This window comes from Collinsella sp. AF08-23, assembly GCF_003479805.1.
Taxonomy (GTDB): domain Bacteria; phylum Actinomycetota; class Coriobacteriia; order Coriobacteriales; family Coriobacteriaceae; genus Collinsella.
In genome coordinates this window covers 1-20,097 of sequence record NZ_QUHV01000011.1, presented here as the reverse complement: position 1 = coordinate 20,097, position 20,097 = coordinate 1, and the positions used below count along the sequence as shown (strand labels likewise).

At 61.3% G+C, this 20,097-nt stretch carries 11 protein-coding genes; 4 read left to right on the top strand and 7 right to left on the bottom strand.

From position 1 onward, the window contains the following. Positions 1–101: 101 nt before the first annotated feature. Positions 102–1,505, bottom strand: coding sequence for an asparagine--tRNA ligase (gene asnS, locus DWV48_RS06935; protein WP_118654092.1), 1,404 nt, complete (start codon positions 1,503–1,505; stop codon positions 102–104). A gap of 369 nt (positions 1,506–1,874) precedes the next feature. Here asnS and DWV48_RS06930 point away from each other — a divergent pair, with 369 nt between their 5' ends. The 4 genes from DWV48_RS06930 to DWV48_RS06915 all read left to right on the top strand — a co-directional run bounded on the left by DWV48_RS06930 (position 1,875) and on the right by DWV48_RS06915 (position 6,129). Further along, positions 1,875–2,681 carry a tyrosine-protein phosphatase gene (locus tag DWV48_RS06930; RefSeq protein ID WP_118654091.1) on the top strand — a complete coding sequence of 269 codons (807 nt, stop codon included), beginning with the start codon at positions 1,875–1,877 and terminating at the stop codon, positions 2,679–2,681. Positions 2,682–2,893: 212 nt separating this feature from the next. Beyond that, the gene (locus tag DWV48_RS06925) at positions 2,894–4,285 is read left to right on the top strand and encodes an MFS transporter (protein WP_118654090.1); all 1,392 of its coding nucleotides are present in this window, start codon (positions 2,894–2,896) and stop codon (positions 4,283–4,285) included. A 120-nt stretch (positions 4,286–4,405) separates the two neighbouring features. Then, complete coding sequence (locus DWV48_RS06920) at positions 4,406–5,257, top strand: MerR family transcriptional regulator (RefSeq protein WP_118654089.1); 852 nt, start codon at positions 4,406–4,408, stop codon at positions 5,255–5,257. A gap of 110 nt (positions 5,258–5,367) precedes the next feature. Beyond that, entirely contained in the window at positions 5,368–6,129 is a 762-nt protein-coding gene (locus DWV48_RS06915; RefSeq protein WP_233546214.1) for a mechanosensitive ion channel family protein, read from the top strand. Positions 6,130–6,319: 190 nt separating this feature from the next. Here DWV48_RS06915 and DWV48_RS06910 read toward each other — a convergent pair whose 3' ends face one another. The 6 genes from DWV48_RS06910 to DWV48_RS06885 all read right to left on the bottom strand — a co-directional run bounded on the left by DWV48_RS06910 (position 6,320) and on the right by DWV48_RS06885 (position 20,064). Further along, positions 6,320–7,186, bottom strand: coding sequence for an alpha/beta hydrolase family protein (locus DWV48_RS06910; protein WP_118654087.1), 867 nt, complete (start codon positions 7,184–7,186; stop codon positions 6,320–6,322). A gap of 161 nt (positions 7,187–7,347) precedes the next feature. Further along, positions 7,348–8,190, bottom strand: coding sequence for an alpha/beta hydrolase family protein (locus tag DWV48_RS06905; RefSeq protein ID WP_118654086.1), 843 nt, complete (start codon positions 8,188–8,190; stop codon positions 7,348–7,350). A gap of 516 nt (positions 8,191–8,706) precedes the next feature. Beyond that, complete coding sequence (locus DWV48_RS06900) at positions 8,707–9,531, bottom strand: prealbumin-like fold domain-containing protein (protein WP_118654085.1); 825 nt, start codon at positions 9,529–9,531, stop codon at positions 8,707–8,709. Beyond that, positions 9,503–10,456, bottom strand: coding sequence for a class C sortase (locus DWV48_RS06895; protein ID WP_118654084.1), 954 nt, complete (start codon positions 10,454–10,456; stop codon positions 9,503–9,505). The genes DWV48_RS06900 and DWV48_RS06895 overlap by 29 nt, the downstream gene beginning before the upstream one ends. 12 nt (positions 10,457–10,468) lie before the next feature. Further along, positions 10,469–12,073: a SpaH/EbpB family LPXTG-anchored major pilin gene (locus tag DWV48_RS06890; RefSeq protein WP_118654083.1), complete on the bottom strand. Its 1,605-nt coding sequence runs from the start codon at positions 12,071–12,073 to the stop codon at positions 10,469–10,471. An 80-nt stretch (positions 12,074–12,153) separates the two neighbouring features. After that, complete coding sequence (locus DWV48_RS06885; protein WP_118654082.1) at positions 12,154–20,064, bottom strand: Cna B-type domain-containing protein; 7,911 nt, start codon at positions 20,062–20,064, stop codon at positions 12,154–12,156. Positions 20,065–20,097 lie beyond the last annotated feature (33 nt).

The following is a 20,097-nucleotide window of genomic DNA, read 5'->3' as shown; positions in this document are numbered from 1 at the left end:
CAATTGAGCGAGCCGAGCGCGCCCCATACAAACGAACCGGGGCGCAACCCGCACAGACGAGCCGGGGCGCCGCCCGGTCAAACGAGTCGAGGGGCGCCGCCCTAGAACTCGCAGCTGCCCACGGTGCGGGGATGCGGAAGGACGTCGCGGATATTGCCCACACCCGTGAGGTACATGACCAGGCGCTCGAAGCCCAAGCCAAAGCCGGCGTGTTTGCAGGTGCCGTAGCGGCGCAGATCGAGGTAGTAGCGGTACTGTTCGGCGTCCATGCCCAGCTCGGCGATGCGGCGCTCGAGCACATCGAGGCGCTCCTCACGCTGGGAGCCGCCGATGATCTCGCCGATACCCGGCACCAGGCAGTCGGCCGCGGCGACCGTCTTGCCGTCGTCGTTCAGGCGCATGTAGAAGGCCTTGATCTCGGCAGGATAGTCGGTCACGAAGGTCGGGCACTTGAAATGCTCCTCGGTGAGGAAGCGCTCGTGCTCGGTCTGCAGGTCGATGCCCCAGCTCACGGGGTAGTCGAACTCATGGCCAGCGGCGACGGCGCGCTCGAGGATCTCGACGGCCTCGGTGTAGGTGACGCGCGCGAAATCGGAGTTGGCGACATGCGTGAGGCGCTCGACGAGGTCCTTGTCCACGAACTTGTTGAGCATGGCGAGTTCGTCGGGGCAGCGGTCCATGACATCACGGATGACGTACTTGAGCATATCCTCCGCGAGGTCCATGTCGTCGGCGAGGTCGGCGAAGGCGATCTCGGGCTCGATCATCCAGAACTCGGCGGCGTGGCGCGTGGTGTTGGAGTTCTCGGCGCGGAACGTGGGGCCAAAGGTGTAGACGTCACCGAAGGCCATGGCGAAGTTCTCGGCGTTGAGCTGGCCGGAAACGGTGAGCGAGGCGGGAGCACCGAAGAAGTCCTTGCTGTAGTCAACGTTGCCGTGCTCATCCAGCGGCGGGTTTGCCGGGTCGATCGTGGTGACGTGGAACATCTCGCCGGCACCCTCGCAGTCGCTTGCGGTGACAATCGGGGTGTTCACGTACACGAAGCCGCGGTCCTGGAAGAAGCGGTGGATGGCGGCGGCGGCCACGGAGCGCACGCGGAACACCGCGCGGAACAGGTTGGTGCGTGGGCGCAGGTGCTGCTGGGTGCGCAGGAACTCGACGGTGGCGCGCTTCTTCTGGAGCGGGTAGTCCGGCGCGGAGACGCCCTCGACCACGATTTGAGTGGCGGCGAGCTCGAAGGGCTGCGGCGCGTCCGGGGTGAGCTTGAGCTCGCCGGTGCACACGAGCGCGGCGGAGACGTTCTGGTGGGCGATCTCGTCGTAGTTGGCGAGTGCCTCGCGGTTCATGACGACCTGCAGGTCTTTGAAGCAGCTGCCGTCGTTGAGAGTGACGAAGCCGAAGTTCTTCATGTCGCGGACGGACTTGACCCAACCGGCAACGGTCACCTGCTGCCCGCCGAGGGCCTCGGCGTCGGCATAGAGCTGGGCGATCTTGGTGCGATCCATGCGTGCTCCCTAGCGTAGATTCAACAGTTCAACAGCCCCTCATTGTACCAGCGAAGCGCGACGGTCGGGAGCGGCGGGGCAAACGATGCATCTTTGAGAATCCGACTCCCCAGCGCAAGATAATCCGACATCTATGGAATAGAAAATCCGACCTTTTTGCGATGGAACATCCGAATGGAGCCACATTCGAACGAGAAACCACGCCCGTACCGCGAATCAGGCGAAAAGGGAACGAATAATCAGACGCCTCGAGCAGACCGTGTTTTTTCCCAGCAAAAGCCCAGTTGGCATGCTTCAAATCGAGCGTCTACTTGGACAATAAAAAAGCTTGTTACATTTTCGCCGTTTTTCTGACACTAAGGATGCACGATGACGAAAAATTACTGGGGCGATGCGCTTCCCGACACGATCGACCTGCCTGCGGCTGCTCCGGCGGCCCGGCCCGACTACGGCCGCATCGATTTTGAGAAGCTCCCCAACACGCGCGACCTGGGCGGCATGGTCGGCGCCGACGGGCGGCGCGTCAAGCAGGGGATTCTCCTGCGCTCGGGCACCTTGGGCTTCGCCTCCGATGCGGACGTCGCGCGCCTGCGCGACGAATACCGCGTTCGCCTCGTGACAGACTTCAGAAACCTCACCGAGCTCTCCGAGCTTCCCGACCCCATGGACCGGCTGCCCGAGGCACGGTTCCAGCACGCCGTGATTTTCGATGATCGCGTGCTGGGCGTCACGCAAGAGGCGGGCGGAGTCGATTACAGCCTCGACGCGATCGCCCAGGGAGACCCCATCGAGTTCATGAAGTTCCTCTACCCGCAGATGCTCCTCAACAGCGCCGGGATCGAGGGCTACCGCTCCTTTGTGCGCGCGGTGCTCGACCTGGAGGATGGCGCCGCGCTTTGGCACTGCTACGTTGGCCGCGACCGCTGCGGCATGGGTTCCATCCTCATCGAGACCATGCTGGGCGTGAGCCGCGAGGACATGCTGAACGACTACCTCGCGACGAACCTCTACGCACCCACCGAGCTGACCTGCGATTCGGGTGCGGCGCGCGTGTATTTCGAGGCCGTCGAGAAGGCGCTTGCCGAGCGTGGCGGCTTCATGGGCTACATCACGGGCACCCTCGGCATCACCGAGGACGAGATCCGCTCCTTCCGCGAGCGCTGTCTCGAGCAGTAACTCTTGGGCCTGCACGGCGAGGCTCGACTGAAGCCGCAGCTCATCGGTCGTTAGGAGCTCGCTCGCATGGAACGGTTTGGGCAGGTGATCATCGACACCCGTCCCCACATTGAACAATGGAGGCTCTGTGTGCGCGCTTGAGCCCGACGTTACGTCGGGGTTTTTACTATCGAGCAACGGCGGGACGTACCGCCCTGTTCGAGAGGAACCCCATGTTCAAAGACGCCGTCTTGCGCTACCTCATCTCCGACGCGCTCTCACTGCTCGGCAATTCCATCGCAGGCGTGGTGCTGCCGCTCGTGCTGCTCGCGCGCACCGGTGACGTCCTCGCCGCCGGATCGCTCGCGCTCATCTGCGCCGTTCCCCAATTCGTATGCGGCATCCTCGGCGGCGCGCTGCTCGACCGCGTGAACCGCAAGGCGGTCTGCGTCGTGTCCGACCTCATCTCGGCGCTCAGCATCGCCTTGCTGCCGGTGGTCGACGGCATCTGGGGGCTCTCCTTCGCCTGGTTCGTGGCGCTCGGCCTGCTGGGCGCCGTGGGCGACGTCCCCGGCATGACCGCGCGCGACGCGCTTTTGCCCGAGGTCTGCGAACGCGAAGGCGTTGACCTGCAGCGCTTCGTGGGCGCAAGCCAATCGATGGGTTCGCTCATCACCATCGCCGGCCCGGCCGTCGCCGCGCTGCTCATCGGCTTCATGCCCGATGTCGACGCCCTGTGGGTCACCGCGGCCTGCTCCTGCGCCGCAGCCGCCGTGAGCGCCACCCTACCCAAGGGTGTCGGCGCCATCAGGGAACAGGGGAAGCACGCCGAGGCTCCCGCTGACAGCGCAAGCGCCGACAGCCCCGCGATGCCCGCCGGCACCACCGCCACGACCGAAGAGATCGCCGCCGAGCCCGCCTCCCCCAAGGCCGCCGGCCTTCGCGGCCTGCTCGAAACCGGACGCGCCGTCCTCACCGACGGCCTCTCCGCCCTCTTCGCGGACAACCGCCTCCTGAGAGCCACCACCCTGCTCTCCTTTGGCGTCACCATGATCATGGCAAGCTGGCAGGGAATCGTGCTGCCCGCCTACTTTACGCAGCTCAACGCCCCCGAGCTCACCGGGTTGTTCGTCTCGGCCATGGGAGTTGGCATGCTCGTGGGATCCCTGGGTTACACCGCCCTCGCCAACCGGCTCTCGCGCCGCGGCTGGCTCACGGTGTCCCTGCTCGGCATGAGCGTGGGCGCCGTCGGCATGGGAATGCTGCCCGACACGCCGCTCCTTCTCGCCTCCGCCACCCTCGTGGGCCTCTTCGCCGGCCCCGCCTCCGCCCTGCTCGGCTTCTTCGCCTTCGATCGCGTCCCCGAGAACCGACGCGGCTCGGCCATGGGAACGCTTAATGCCCTCTACCTCATCATCGGCCCCGTGGGCACGTTTTTGGGCTCCACGCTCATCGCCACGCTGCAGATCAGCACCACCGGCCTTGTTCTCGCCGGGCTCTGGATCATCGTGACGGCCACCGCCCTCATGGCGCCCGCCCTTCGCGATTTGGGCGATGGCGACTCGTTGGACGATGACAACTCCGCAGACGGGGTACAACTGGAACATAAGCCCAAGGCGGCCTAGCGACGCTCCAACATGTCTGGCTTGCACGCCAGCCAAAATCGGCCCAAGGGCTTTCTTCCAACACTGCGCACGGGCGCTCCAGAGCAGCCTATGAGCGCCCGCATCATCACAGGGAGGGCTATGAAAAGCGGAGAGCTAGCGCATATGGCCGGTGTGAGCGTGCGCACCCTGCGCCACTACCACGCCATCGGCCTGTTGCCGGAGCCCAAGCGTGCGGAAAACGGCTACCGCGAGTATGAGGCCGAGCATCTCCTGCGGCTTCTTCGCATCCGCCAGCTCGCGTCGCTCGGGCTTTCGCTCGAGCAGATCGCCCCCATGCTCGACGAGCTCGATGCGGAGCGACGGGAGGTTGAGGGTCGCGATGGCGGCGATGGCACCAGCGATGAGCTGGGCGCCGGCGCCGAGCAACTCCTCGACGAACTCGATCGCCAGCTGGTTGAGCAGATTGCGCACCTTGAGCATCAACGCGAGCTCATCCGTCATATTCGCACGCGCCAGACCGACCCCGACTACCCCGAGCGCGCGGCGTCCGTCCTCGAGGCCATCGATGCCTTTGAGCGGCAGACGAGCGCCCATGGGTTTTTGCTCAGCGCCCTCACCGACGATGACAAGATCGCCATGGGCATCGCGGCGCACCTCTACTCTGACGCCGAGCTTGCCGAAATCGAACGCATCTTCCGCGCCATTCCCGAGCGCGGGCTCATCGATGAATACCTGCGCGTCAGCCACCTCATCGACACGCTCCCGGGCAACGCGAGCGCTGAAGAGCGCGAGCGCGCCATCAAGGCGGGCATGGCGTTTCTTGACAAGATCGCCGACTGCATGGACGTTTCGAACTGGCTGCGACCCGACAAAGATTACGAGCGCATGCTGGAGAACATGGCGATGGTGCACTATAACGACGCGCAAATCGCCGTCTCCGACGAGCTATTCCTGCGCTTCACCGAGCGCCTCGCCCAAAGAAACGTGTAATCTGGGGACGGGTGCACTGTTGCACATTGGAACCTTGCCGTTCGCCCCTGGCACCACTGGCAGAATGTGCAACAGTGCACCCGTCCCCAGATTCGCTATTGGAGGAAGCCTTGTTTACGTTCTTCAAGATTCCGTTCGTGCAGAGCGTCCTGTGGGCGATCGCCCTCATCGTCGCGACCGCCATCATCGCGCGCATCGCCAGCCGCGCGCTGCGCCATTTCCTCGAACGCGACAGCAACCCGCTGCCCAGCTCGAGCATCATCATCAACATCGCGCGTGGTGTCATTTGGGCCACCGGCGCGAGCGTCATCCTCGACGCGTGCTTCGGCGTCAATGCAAACGCGCTGGTAGCCGCCCTTGGCGTCGGCGGTATCGCCGTCTCACTCGGCTTTCAAGACACGCTGTCCAACCTCATCGGCGGCCTGCAGGTGACCTTCATGGGGATCGTCAAGCCCGGCGACAACATCGAAGTCGGTGCGGAGCGCGGCGTGGTGCAAGACGTCACCTGGCGCCACACCACCATCCGCGACACGATGGGGCAGACGGTGATCATCCCCAACTCGATCATCTCCAAGACCGCCCTCGTGCACCTGCTGCCTGCCAGCCGCGTGGCGGTGCCCTTCGCCGTTCCTCGTCTGAGTGAGGACGACAGCCCGCACGCCGAGAACATGGACGGCCTGGCCGAGCAGCTCGCCGACCTCGCCCTCAAGGCGGCGCGCGAGGTCTCCCCCGTCATCGACGGGCCACGGGTGCTGTTCTCCGAGATCTCGGAGCTAGGCATCAAGGGCAAAATCGTCTTTCAAGTCGAGGACGCCGGCAAGACGGGAGCCGCGGCCGACGCCGTGGTCCGCGCCATCGCAGCGCTCGTGTAGCTTGAGCCTCAACTATGAGACCTCGATTTAGGGACAGCCCCCGAATTGAGGCTCCCTTAACGCCGCCACCCGCCTCCAAGCGGGCGGCGGCTTTTTCCACGGCCCCGCCTTCTACCGACCCTTCGACCAGCTAAGCTCTAGGCTCCGGAGAACCGGACCGGTCGGGGTCGGCGCGACGCGTCCTCGAACGCTATTCGCGCTTCTCAGGCGGGCGCAGGCTCGTGAGCGCGGAATAGTCCGGCTCGGCCGTTGAGGGGCGCATCTCGCCCGGGGCGTACCAGTCGAGCGCGCAATCGATCCACGCGTTCCAGAACGGCCACTCGTGCACGCCGATATCCGGCTCGTGATACGTCACGTCGAAACCGGCGTCGCGCAGCAGCGCAACCACGTCGCGATTGCTCTGGCACAGGTTGTCGTGCTCGCCGCATGCTCCGTAAAAGCGCGGCTTGGGCAGATCCGGGTTGTCACGAAAGCGCTCGATGAGGGCCTCATAGTCCTTCTCCGAGCCGATCACCGTGTCGAGGTCCCCGAAGAACCGCTCGTAGTAGCGACGCTTGCGCGGCGAGTGCGAGTCCACCGCCTCGAGCACCCGGTCGCGCATGAAGGCGCCGGACAGCGAGATGATGCTGCCGAAGCGGTCTGGTCGCAGCAGGCCGTTGATGACCGCCGTGTACGCCCCGATCGAGATGCCCGCGAGCGCCGTGTCCTCGCGCTTGGCAGACAGCGGCAGCAGGCGCCTCGTGAACTCCACCAACTCTTCGCTGATGAACTTGCCATGCCATTCGTCGATCTCGGGCTTGTTGAGGTAGAGCCCATCCTCGCCCGAGGGCATGATCACCACGACATCGCGCGCCTCAGCCGTCTCGACCACATGGGTGCGGTCGATCCAATCCACATCCTGACCAAAAAGGCCGTGCAGCAAATAGACCGTGCGATACGGGCCGCGGCGGCGCTTGGCGAGCTTGTCGCCGTCCATCTTGTCGGCCGGCACGACGGCCGTGAGCATCACGTTGCGCTTGAGGTAGCGCGAGTAGAAGTCGATCCTGAGCAGTGCCATCTTCCATCCCCTTACGCGATTGCGCGCCCGATCACCTTTGATGACGCAGCGCGCGGTCAGTAGATCTCGAACTCAGGCCTGACAGGCTTCGCCGCGCGGCGAACGCGGGCCGCGAGTCGAATTAGGCCGCATGCCAGGCAGAGCCTCTCAAGCCTCGCCAGTCACGGATGCACGAGCCAGTCGAGCGCCTGCGGCAGCGCCATGTTCCAGAACTCCCAATCGTGGCCGCCGGGCATCTCGCGATGCTCCACCTGCAGACCCGTTGCCCGCATGCGGTCGGCGAGCACGCGGTTGGGATAGGCGAGCGGATCGCTCGAGCCGCATGCCATGAAGACGCGCGGGCGCGGGCGATCGCAGTAGACGATGTCAGCCGCCAGGCGCGCCGGGTCCTTGTCGCTGCCCGGCACCTGCGACAGGTCGCCGAACGTGGCTTCCAGAAACGGGCGGCTCAGGAAGAAGATGTCGTCGTTAACCACGCTCTCGATGGTGTCCGCCACCATCGCGGTGGAGAGCGAGATGATCGCGCCGAAGTTCTCGCTGTACTTGAGGCCGGCACGCAGCGCTCCGTACGCACCCATGGAGATGCCACCAATGAACGTGTCCTCGCGGCGATTGGAAACAGGCAAGATGCGGCGTATGACCTGCACGAGCTCTTGCCCCACGAAGCGGCCGTAGAAGTTATGCAGGGCGGGCTGGTCGAGATAGAAGGCGTTGTAGCCCGACGGCATGACCACGGCGAGGTTGCGCTCGGCAGCCCATCGGCGGATGCGCGATTCCGAGATCCAGTCGGTGTGGTTGCCGGTTATGCCATGAAGCAGGATGAGCACCCGGTAAGGTTCGCGCTCCGGCGGGTAGGCGGCCTGCGCCGTGCGCTCGTCCTCGCCGCGCGCGAGCGCCGCGTCCACGCCCATCGCCTCCCCCATGCCGTCGAACGGCAAGATGATGTCGATGGTAGTGGTTCGCATGAGCGAGCTGGAAAAGTAATCGATGCTGATCTGCGCCATGGGCGTGCCCCTTTACATTCTTTAGACGAAGGCCCGCCCGAGCTCCCTCACGGGTATGCTCGGGCGGGCCATCCGCAGGTGTTTCTTCTATTGTAGCGCTCAGATGGGGTGTTGGATTACAGACACCTAGATATCGTTTGTTAATGGACAAGTGTTCATGTTGAGGAGCAGACGGGAGCCGGAAGCTTCTCCCGCCGGCCTCCCCCACCGCCTGCTTCCCCCACCGCAGGCCGGACCTCAATGTGGGGACAGTCTCTCGAGTGAGGTAGATTGGGGACGATGCGTGATCAATTCTTCCAGATATGCGGGCTTCGAATCCGACTGGTCGAGTAGACGGACATTTTGCCCCACAAAATCCTGCGGTTTTGCCAAGCAGAAACGACCTCTACTCCGCACTGCGAAAACAAAGCCCGCATATCCGAAAGTTTTGCACCCTCAGCTTGTTCATCGCCGGCCCTGCTCATCGGCGGCCGCGACCTCAATGTGAGGGCAATGCCCCAATTAAAATCGCGCTGGCTAATTCTGCTCGCGCGCGCCCTCATCGGCGCTGGCGTCGCCGGAGGCCGAAACGCGACGCGACAGCCAAAGCACGGCAACACCGGCAATGAGCAGCAAGCCGACGAGCATCATCTGGATATCGCCCGTCGAGGGCATATCCAAACCGGGAAACATCCCGCCGGGGTTGCCGGGGTTGCCTGGCGCGCCGGGCTCCGGATCCCCGCCGGCAGGAGGCTTCTCAACCTCAAACTTAGGGTGCGCCGTCACGTTGTAGGTGAGCGCGCCGTCCACAAACGTGGGTACACCGACCAAAAACGGGTCGGTCGTCGTGTCGACATTGGCAGGTGCCGTCTCCGTGCGGTAGAGCAGGTAGATGCCCGGCTCCAGCCCGTACACGGCGCCCACGCCGCTCGCGTTGGTGCCAAGCGTGCCCACAGGCTCAACGGCGGCGTCGACGGCAAGGTCATGGACCTCCCGCGCCTTATCGCGAAGCCCGCCGGCATCCAGCTCCGCCCACGCGCAATCGGCGGAGGCAAAGACGTCGAGCGTTTCGTGGCGCACGCCCTCTGCGTCAACAGAGGCGCGAGCAACGAGGACCGCGGCATAGCGATCCCCCGCAAGGGGCGCATCCACCCCGTCACGTTCAACCGAGCAATCAAGGGTAATGGATCCAACAGGTGCGGCGATGACCGCAGCAGGAGCAACGCACAGGACGAGGGCGGCACAGACGCACAGGAGCGCAAAGGCCGCCCGGCGAACGAGGGCAACCAGGCGCGCGACGGATGGCCAAAGCCGTCCCAGCACGGGAACCCGCTTATGCAAAGTGGCGTCCGCCATGCTCATGTTCGTCCTCCTTTCCCATCATTCGCCTCCGGGCAACACCGTCCACATTCCCATACGTACCGCCTTGCACGCCGTCGCGCCGCTGCACCTGCCGCAGGCGCAGGCTCGCCAACACAATCGCCGCAAGAATCAGCCCTGCAATAAGCGCGAGATGCGGCCACGAGAGGTTGATGGGGCTTCCCATCACGCCCACCTCGTCCAGCATGGACGGCAGAAACGGAATCGCGTGCGCCCGCACGAGAAGCCGATGCGAGTTGATGCCGTAGGGCGTGCAGGTGACGAGCGTCATATAGTCCGCACCCGGCTCGATGGCAAGCGCCTCGGTTTCCTCCGGTAGCACCGTGAGAATCTGGTCCACCTGGTAGGCGAAGGTCTCCTTGAGAACGCGGACGTAGAAGATGTCGCCGAGCTGCATCTTGTCGAGCTCGGTGAAGAGCTTGGCCGAGGGCAGACCGCGGTGGCCGGAGATCGCCGCGTGGGTAGACGCGCCGCCCACCGGCAGCGACGAGGTCTCGATGTGCCCCGTGGCCACCTGCAGGACTTTTTCCTCGGTGGTGTGGTAGATGGGCATGGTCTCGTCGAGGCGCGGGATGGTGATGTAGCCCATCACGCCCGTGCCGGTGAGGTCGAGCAGGCCCATGTACTCTTCGCGAAGTTGGGCGGCCAGTGAGGCGTCGATGGCATCCCAGCCGCCGTCGGCAGCCGGGATGCCCGAGAGCCCCGCGAGCTTGGCATTGTAGGTGCGGGCAGCATCCATGAGCTGCTGTGCCTCATCGTCGGTGAGCTCGTCGACCGCTTCGCTGTACTGCTCGATCACGCGCGTGGCGTTGCGCAGGTTAAGGAAGTTCGAGATGGTCGGGTAGAGCACCAGCAGCAAACCGCCGATGATTGCCAATGTTGAGAACCAGTCGCGGGACTTTTTCATCGCGAAACCAAATTACGCAACGGTCTTGGCCGTGCGCTTGCGGTAGATGCCGTAGCCGATGGCAGCGGCGCCGACGAGCGTGAAGATGATGGTGCCCATGCCGCCGGTCTCGGGGAGCAGGGTGCCCTTGTTGTTCTCAACGGCAACCTCAGGAAGGTTGTCGGAAGAACCATCCTGAACGTCTTGCGCGTCGTTAACCTTGATCTGCCAGGTCGGGTTTGTGCCGTCCGTAGTGATATCGGTGATCGTAATCTTGATGGGTTTGGCGAGCTTGTTGTAACCCTCGGGGGCCACGGTCTCAACCAGATAGTAATCACCTACGGCAAGACCCTCGAACTGGACGATGCCCGTATCGCCAGTCGTTACTTTCGTCACCTGCTGGTTCTCGGGATCACTGGCAAGCGCAAGACGATATACGCCGTCGGACTTCATGACGAGCTTGATAGGATCGCCCGCCGCGGCATGACGAAGCTCGAAGACGGCACCAGCAAGGGGATTCTTCTGCCCGGTGTCATCGGTCTTCTTAAGCTTGAAGCCAAAATCATACTGATGGGTCACATCGGGGGTGGAAGTGCCGGTTTGGGTGCCGTCCAGGCTGGTGGAATAATCAACCGTTGCCTTGTTGGGGATCGCCTGGCCAACGATGGCATCGGCGTTGATGTAGGCCTTGTAGGTCACGAGGATATCCTGGCCCGCCTTACCATTAAACAGATTCTTCGCATCATAGATTGTCCCGTCATGCGCACCAAGGTCAACACGAATCTCAGTTTTACCCTCGCCATCGGGCTGCTGATTGGTAGTCGTGTAGTCGTTCGGCGCCTCAAGCTTAGTGCCGCCAATCCTCACCGAATCGAAGGCGACGAACGTCAGACCCTTGGACAAGGTATCCTTGAACACAAACTGATACTTTTCGTACTCGCTTACATCGGGTACTTTCGCCTTCAGCGTAAAGGTTAGCTCCTTGCCAATCTCGGCATTGACCTTATCATTGCCGTCAACCGTCTTCTCGACCGTAGGATACTCGGACTTGAGCTTGATAGTTGCCTTGTCGTCCTTGACGGGAATCAGCATGGCGTCGGTCTTGCGTGCCGAGCTCGTTGAGCCGGTGGCGGGGCTCACCACATAGTAACCATAGTCAAGACCGGTAAACGCAGCGGTGTACGGCGCATCTGGGCCTGCATTCTGCGTGTTATCAGCTTGGAGCGACTTTGCAACTGCCCAATCGCGTGCAATCTTCGCAAACGCAGTTACATTGGCAGCGTTTTTATCGCCGAGATTGCTGATGTACTTGTAGGCAGCCGCAGAGACCTCTTCGTCCGTTGAGCCCTCGGTCAAGCCGAGCGACCATTCGGCGCTCTTCTCGATGAAGAGGTCCTTCCAAACGGAATTGATGGCATAGCCGTAGGACTCCTGGCCCGTGCCGGCGCCGCTCACCGTCATATCGAACATCTTCCAAATCTTCACCTCCTTGTTCGCAAACTCGGCGCTATCACATGTCACAGTGAGCTTACCAGTACCTGCCGCGAAGGCCTTGGTGGGGACGGCGCTCGCGAGCATCACGACCGCCATCAAGACCGCCAGCGCCATGCTGGCGATGCGTTTTGTCATCGTTTTCATCGAATCATTCCTTCCCTCAAACGTATGACATGAACAACTGCCTATCTGCTGCGACGCGTTACCTGCGCCGCGGGAGATACCTATCTCGGTGCGCGGCCCGATCCGCCGCGTGTGATCTGCTGGCGCGCACCTCTCGCGCGCAAGCGTCGGGGGCGCATGGGCTCAAGCCGTGGGCGAGAGGGTGCAAAATGCGCGGGTACGTATCCGGCATACGCCATCGACCTGCGGCGACGCTCGTAGGCAGCGCACGCGAGCAGCATGCCGCCCGCCAGCACCGTAAGCCACGTGCCAACACCGCCCGTTTCGGGGAGCATGGGGCGATAAACGTTCGTCACCGTGATTACACGCTCCGTAGCATCAACGTCGTACACCACGGAATACCCGTCGATCGACACTTCCTCAACCTGATAGGTGTAGTAGCGAACCGCGGCAGGATTCGAGTTTTTATCCTCAAACGCCACCGGCAAATCTGTTAGCACTCGACGCCATGTCTCTGAGTGCGGAGAAAGGTCTGCCGCGGTGAGCTTCACGGCGGTCTTTTGAGCCACCAACTCGTAGCCGCCTCCCGCAACGGGGGCAACCCACTGGACAACCGACTGGCCGTTCGCATCCGTATAGGTCGCCGAAATATAGAAGTTCACAGCATTGGGGCGCGTCTGGTCGCGATTGCCCAGGTCATCCCAAACCTTTTGCAACGTGAGATCGACCGTCTCGGAGCAAGGATCCTGCCCATCGCCGGGCTCCGGAGTAAGGCCAGCACCATTGTCAGTTTGCGGCGTATCGCGCATGAGCACAGCCTTGGCGCCGTTCTCCTGATACGCATCGAGCTTGCGCTGTGCTCCCGTACCGCTTTCGACGGCCCCTTGAAGCTCATCGAACTCTGAAATGCCCTTTGATTCGCGCACCGCAACGTCATAACGGTTCATGTCGAGCCCAAACGCTCCTCCGCCCACCGCTGCATCATCGGACACCATATCGGCGAACACGCTCTCGCCAGCGCCTTTGAGGGCTTCTGTGAGTTTGTCGTTAGCACCGCGGTAGATGGAATAGAAATTCCCAGTCTCGATCTTCTTCTTTTCGTTCAGCTGCTCATAGGTGGTCTTGAGGTATGTCATGCCGGTGAAGGGGCCCGTGATCGTGCCGCCGCCAGCGTTCTGACCATCATGGCCCTTGCCGCGTACCACATCGCAGTACGCCATCTTATTCTTGTCGAGCACGCTCTCGTTTGAGAGACCCACGAAGCCGCCAGCGTATCCGCCCAGCGTACCCCTTCCGTCATCGTATCGGCCAATGCCAAAGCCGTTGCTCGTGTCTGTGGCACCGCCACCGTACACGTCGTAACCAGAGGCGACGCCCGTCACCGAGTTGTTGGTAATGTTGGTGCGGTTACCCTTAATGAGCGTGACCTTGAGGTTCGATTTGAGTCCATCGTCCTCTCCGACAAGGCCTTTCTCATTGCACGGCAAGCTGATGGTCGAATCCCCGATGGTGATAACGGCGACGTCGGTAGCATTGGGGTCGCTGCTGTCCTGTTTTTTGGACAGCGCGACACCTATGCGCAAACCAAGCAGGTTGACGTAAAGCGTGTTGCCCTCCGACAGAACCTTGAGATCAATGATGTCAAGGATCTTAATGTTGAGCAGACCGAGCTTGTCCTGCAAATCCGGAAGATACAGGAGCTTAACGAGCGCGTTGACAATCAGGAGCAAAGACTCCAACAAAACGGGAGACCCGGCATCAATATCGGCAACGAACCCCATGGTGGTCTTTCCCACAAAGCCACCGGCAATCTGACCGCTTGTCACCTTCTTGAGATCGGTTACATGACAGTCATCGATCTTCGCCATATCGGCAAAGCCCACAAAGCCTGCTGCCATTTCCTGACCATCGAGCTGCTCAGAAGCCGCATCACTCGTGATCGGCGCCCCATGCGTGGAGGCAACCGTGTAGCCGGCATCGATGCCATCAACCGTGCAGCGCTCGACATGGCTGCCCCAGATGTCGAGAACGCCTGCCGTCGCACCGAGCAACTTGAGAATGTTGCCGACACCGGCATCAGCTTCGTCCACGTCAACCGTACCGCTCTTGCCCAGATGACCCACGAAGCCACCTGCGTAATTGAGGCCCGTCACCGCATTCAAGCGCTCGACGGAGCAGTCCTTGATGGAGCCATTGAGCAACGTACCGCCAAATCCACCGGCAGTGCCGGTATAGCGCTTCTCGTCACCCGTACCTTCGGACGTCTGCTCATGGGCCTCGACGCGAATACCATCCGAAACGCCGTTAACGTGAGCATGATAGATGAAGGTTCGGAACGCATCGAGTACGTCCACGTTGCCGAGCTTGATAAGCTCAAGCAGCGTAGTCCCTGATTGGGCGTCAGCACCTTGGCCGCCCACGCTCGCAACTCCACCAACATCGCCGAGCCCAAAGAATCCGCCCGCATATGCTCCGCCCTCGACGGCGCGCAGGCCATTGACCGATAGCTGTTGCGTAGAATCGTCCAAATCGCCCTCGATCGAGCCCAAGACACTCGCTTCAAGAGATCCGGCAAAACCGCCCGCCGAGGTAGCGTACTTAGTCGTATCGCCGTCGCGGTACTCGCCCTCAACAGTAAAACCCCAAGCCGCCTCAGCGGAGCCCGGCTCGGCAGCCGCGCTCACATGGGCACCACGGATAGTGGTAACGGTGGCCTTAAGTGCATCCACCAGCTGTCCGGGCGAGCCGATGAGCCCATCAAGGAGTGATTGGATCAGGCCATCGCTGACTTCGGTATCCACCGAAGCAACGCTACCGCCACTCGCGCGACCCACGAAACCGCCAACAGCACTCGTGCCTGCAACACGACGTAAATTCAAGACATTACAACCTGAAGGATCCTGACCAGCGAGCGCGGAATCACCCCAGATTTGCGCACCGAGTGCATAGCCGGTGTAGCCACCCGCATAACCCATGCCATGGTTGAGCTCGGTTCCCGTTGAGCGCACGGTCAAGCCAGAACGGAAGCCATGCGCACTGGAAGATTTAACCACCGGAACAAACACCTGCGGCGTTTTGAGCAGTGCGCCCAAATCAACATTTATCTTGTCAAAAAGCGTTACATCACCGATGCTGGCAGCACTCCCCGCCTCGATGCCGCCGGCGAATCCACCCGCCGCGCGCATAGCACGTACAAGCTTCGTGTCGTATGCCTGGCCATTGCTAACTGTACCCGTACGCATGAGGCCTACGTAGCCGCCTGCCATACCGCCGGCATGTTCGAGCGAACCGTTTCCATAAGATGCACGCCCGGCAACCACGTTATAGCCAAAGACGTATTTGGCGAGGGCGGTATCAAGTTGATCTTGTGTGGTGATGGCCTTGTCTTTTAGCTTCTCTATGATGTCGGCGAATTCCTGGCCATATGCATCGTACTTGGAAACATGCTCAACCCACGACTCGAACGTAGCGATGTCAATCCCACGCAACGGGCCAGATACCTCGGTATTCTCGGTTGTGGGATACACCATGGAAAGCGTGCTCACCAGGTTGCCGGCCTTAATGAGTCCACCCAACAAAGACAACCCACCAGCAGAGGCGGTATCAGACGGCTTCATAAGGCCAACATAGCCGCCAGCAAACTCGGTGCCGAACACCGAACGGATACGACGCGCAGCCGCAACATTTTGATCGCCGGAATATGAAGCGCCGACGCTTACGTCCTTCCATGCACGCGTGTCGTTTCCCCAAATGTGACCGCCATCGAGCATTCCAACATAGCCACCGGCGCACCCACGCTGCGTGGAGCCAGACGCCTCCGCCTCGGCGCGAACGGCGCCGCCACAAGGAACGCACTCGGTATAGCTGTTGCGCACCGTAGGGACGAAATCCTGAACAAGCGAGAGAAGGCTATCCACATTGATGAGGTTATTGATAATGGACGCGGCGTTCTCCTTGCCGAGCACGCTTGCCACATCACCCGGAGTCATCGTTCCGGCGTATCCGCCAGCAGATTCGCGACCGACCACATAATCAAATTCCGAGACATTGGAGTCCTGTACGTGGCCGCCCGCCAGCACGCCGGCAAAACCGCCCGCATGCCCGATGGGCTTCACTCCTTCTGCTGTCTTTGCCGTGCCGTTCGCACGAACCGAAAGGCCGCCAATCGCGCCAGCAACATCGGAGTGCTCGACCGTCGAAACCATAACGTTGAGCGCGCTCAGCAAGTCGGTCAGAGCGATGCTCTGTCCCAGCAGGCCCAATCCAGAACCTGCGGCGGCAGTGGATCCCACGTCAATCTTGCCGGCCCAGCCGCCGGCATTACGCGGCGCGTCGACACTATATGAAGACGCCTCGGTGTAATAGCTCTCTGCCGTCGTGGCCTCGAGATCCTTAGGAGCTACGACGCTCGTATGCTTGAGCTCATCAACTGAACAGGTCGATACCTGCATTGCACTGCCCCAGCCAACCCAGCCACCAGCCGAACCGGCGTTGGCGTCCGCATCGCTCGTATCCGTCGCGCACACTATAAAGCCACCGGAACCGGTCGCGTCATCGGAATGCACGCCCGCATACGAGACGTAGGGGACATACGCCTGTACGACATCCAACAACTGCGAAATGTTGAGCGTGCCCCCCAGCTTGCCCAGAATTTGGATGCCGCCCTCAGAGGCGTTTGCCAAGGAGCCAGAACGCACCATGCCGCCAAAACCACCTGCGTACAGGCCGCCATCCACCTCGGCAATATTGATAACCGCCCATGGACCCTTCTCGACGTCCGCCTTGATGGTGTTAGCTGAAGCTTCGCCCACCAGATTGACGAGGGATTCCATGTCGTCCTTACCAAACTGATTGAGCTTTCCTGATTGGAAGTCTCCGGCAAAACCACCGGCAACGGAGCCCGAGACCATGCCACCGTTAACATAGGAAGCATCGACGCCCCAATATTTCGGAATAAGATAGGGCACCGCACCGAGCAAATTATCTATTTTAATGACATCGTGCAGCAGGCCGTCGAGACCACCGTTACCGCCCGCATCATCTGCCAGCGCGTCCGCCAGGCCTCCCGTCACCGAAAGCCCCACGAATCCGCCGGCAGTGCCCTTGCCCCCTTCCTTGGGGGCGATCACGCTCTTGATACGGCGCGCATGACAATCGGCAACCAGGGAACTATTTGCCTGCCCAAAGAAACCGCCAGCAATTGCGTTGCCGTCCGCACGGGTCGCCTCAACGGTGTAGCCTGCATCGATACCCTTAACGCTCGAAGACACGATGTGAAGCGCCGAGTACTGCGCAATAGAAAGCAAGCCTGAGATCTTGATGATTCCGAGCAAGTTGATACCGCCCGATCCAGCAGCATCGGCTGGGCCGGAAAAGCCCGCAAATCCACCCGCATACGTTGCAGCGCTAACTGAGGCAAGCTTGTCCACAGTGACGTTTGCGATCTTTCCGCCGGAAGCGCAGCCCACAGCACCACCCACATATGAACCGCCTGCATGAACAGCCAAACCATTTGCGGCACCAGTAAGAGCCACGTCCTTGATCCAGAACATCTTGACATCGCCGACGTCAATCGTGGCGTTGAGCAGCCCTGCAACGTTACCCGGCCCGAGCTCCCCCGCAACACCGCCAGCGTAATCTTTTGCCGCGCTCACACTCGATACCGAAGCAGCTACATTTTGTTCTGCGGGTTTAGGCAGCTGACTACCCTTAGACCAATAGATCATTTCCCCGAGCATCTCATCGTTTGATGAACCGATTCGTGTAGCTTCACCGCAACCAACGATGCCGCCGGCATGGCTTTCGCCAGCACTCACGCTGACGACGTTCTTCAACTGCACGCCGGCTATAACGCTTGGCTCGATGCCCGTAAGCGCAAGCAGGCCGCTCGAAGCGACATCCACTCCCTCATTCCCGTTCGTCAGATTGCCGAGCAAGGCCGTCACCGACTTCAAAAGCGTGTGGTCCTGCTTCTCGCCTATCGACGTACCCCACCCGAGGAGCGCGGCTCCCGCAACTCCGCCAGCATCTGACTTGGTCGCCTCAACGCTCATGGCGCCCTCTGCAGCGCAATTCACCACATAGCTATTTGCCATGGCGCCGGAAATGCCGCCCGCATATTGTTTAGCACGCACCGTAGCGCCTTGCATAAGCTTGCAATCAAGCAGCAGGCTTTGGGTTTTGGTCTTTTTGATGAGCTCGCCCAACTGCGTAAGCAGATCCACGCCCACAGTATTGAGCGCACCCACAAGCTGGCCGTTGCGCTCTACGCCTGCGAACCCGCCTCCAAATTCACTCGCTTCAACTGACACCGGTGTAGCAATCTCGGAGCTTTCGATAATCGAGCCAACCTGCACGCCGACAAAGCCACCCGCACCCTGGGCGCGAGCCGAGCCGATGGCTGGGGCAGCCGCCTTGAGGCCAAGCGATGAGTCGATGATCTTGGGGTTGTAGTAGCCCGTTGGAATGAGCTTGCCCACGTCAAGAACATTTCCCAAAAGAATCTGGATGAGGTCTCCCAACCCAATGCCCGGGAGCACATTCAGCAGGGCCTCAAGGGCCTTCTCGGTAAACCCAAGGACCTCCGACAGGCCATCATATTCAACCTCGCCCGCCATGTAGCCGACGAATCCGCCGGTGATTCCGGCGTAAGGAGATGAGGTGGGGACGGCAGCCGCGGGGGCATTTTTTACCGTAGCCCCTGTTACGACACAGCCCTCTACGCGGACATCACCGATAATTCGACCGGCAAATGCGCCCGTGGCAAACGTTGTTGGATCCTTACTGCGAGTCGTCAGCAAACCATTGAGCGCTTCCTCGAGGCCGAGGTTCGGCAAGAGGAGGCCGAGCACTCCGCCCAAAATTCCACCAAGCAAACCCGTGAGCGCACCAATGAGCGAAGCCGGCTCCTCGGTTTCCACGGACTCGTTAACAACGTCGATGTCATCGAGAGCGACGTTTTTTACCAAAACCTCGCCTGCGGAGACGCCTATATTGTTCGCATTTACGCCGTTCGAGATAGTGCCGAAAAAGCCAACACCTTGATGTTTCGATATATCGAGCTTTCCAGTCTGACGCACCCGAACGCCCGAAATGACCGGGCGCCTCGCATCGGCCTTAAGGCCATCTGGGGCAGATGTATCAAAACTCTCCCACAAGTTGCCCTCCGTTGCGGCGTCCGCCGCTTTCGCACCGAGCATGGTGCCCGAAAACATGAGAGGCTCCCAAGCAGTGTCGCTCACATCGATATCTCGGAAGATGATGTAGTTGGCATCGGAGGAGTACTTAAGACCTGTAACAGGGTCCTCATTGCGCGTCCCATCAGCATTCTTGGTGAAATACAGCGTGCGTACGGCTCCGGGAAGCAGCTCGAAACCACCGTTGTGGAACTCCTTACCGCGAAGCTCTTCGCCAGGAGCAAGGTCGGCATCGCCGTTGTATTCAAGTGTTTCTACATGCCCGTCTCGATCGATCCAAGTACCCAACCCAGCAAGGCCGACATAGACCTGACCGATCGAATACACGACGCCACCAACAACATCTTTATCGGACCCAATCGCACGCAGCTGCTGCTCGTTGCCAATGAGGATGTAGGTAACACCGTTGATGACCGCCGAAGACTGGCCCACATAGTCACGGCCACCCAGTGCATTCACCGCTGCGCGATCGGCAACCAGCACGTTGCCCGTCGTTTCGCCATCGCCCTGCTGCAGAACCTCGGCGCCTTCAATCTGCGCGGCATCCTGTTCGGCGTCCGACTCGGCACCCTCGTTCGCAGTGCCGTCGACGGCGTCCTCCACGCCAGACTGCCCATCTGCCTGATCCTGCGTAGCATCTTGCCCGCCGGTCGCATTCTGGTCTTGAGGCGTCTGCCCGGCCTCGGGCGCGGCATCCGGCGTGGGCTCGCTCTTTGAGGGCTCATCTACAGCAGGAACCTCATTCACAGCAGAGGCCTCGCCCGCCGCAGAACCGCCCTCGTCAAGAGTCTCTACCTTAGTTTGGGGATACCCCATTACAGTCTGAAATAGGCCATCGATAAATTTCGA

Excerpts from the sequence above, each read along its gene's own strand:
- DWV48_RS06890 (WP_118654083.1), bottom strand. The coding sequence starts at position 12,073 with ATGAAAACGATGACAAAACGCATCGCCAGCATGGCGCTGGCGGTCTTG.
- DWV48_RS06920 (WP_118654089.1), top strand. The coding sequence starts at position 4,406 with ATGAAAAGCGGAGAGCTAGCGCATATGGCCGGTGTGAGCGTGCGCACC.
- DWV48_RS06905 (WP_118654086.1), bottom strand. The coding sequence starts at position 8,190 with ATGGCGCAGATCAGCATCGATTACTTTTCCAGCTCGCTCATGCGAACC.
- DWV48_RS06900 (WP_118654085.1), bottom strand. The coding sequence starts at position 9,531 with ATGAGCATGGCGGACGCCACTTTGCATAAGCGGGTTCCCGTGCTGGGA.
- DWV48_RS06925 (WP_118654090.1), top strand. The coding sequence starts at position 2,894 with ATGTTCAAAGACGCCGTCTTGCGCTACCTCATCTCCGACGCGCTCTCA.
- asnS (WP_118654092.1), bottom strand. The coding sequence starts at position 1,505 with ATGGATCGCACCAAGATCGCCCAGCTCTATGCCGACGCCGAGGCCCTC.
- DWV48_RS06910 (WP_118654087.1), bottom strand. The coding sequence starts at position 7,186 with ATGGCACTGCTCAGGATCGACTTCTACTCGCGCTACCTCAAGCGCAAC.
- DWV48_RS06885 (WP_118654082.1), bottom strand. The coding sequence starts at position 20,064 with ATGGGGTATCCCCAAACTAAGGTAGAGACTCTTGACGAGGGCGGTTCT.
- DWV48_RS06895 (WP_118654084.1), bottom strand. The coding sequence starts at position 10,456 with ATGAAAAAGTCCCGCGACTGGTTCTCAACATTGGCAATCATCGGCGGT.
- DWV48_RS06930 (WP_118654091.1), top strand. The coding sequence starts at position 1,875 with ATGACGAAAAATTACTGGGGCGATGCGCTTCCCGACACGATCGACCTG.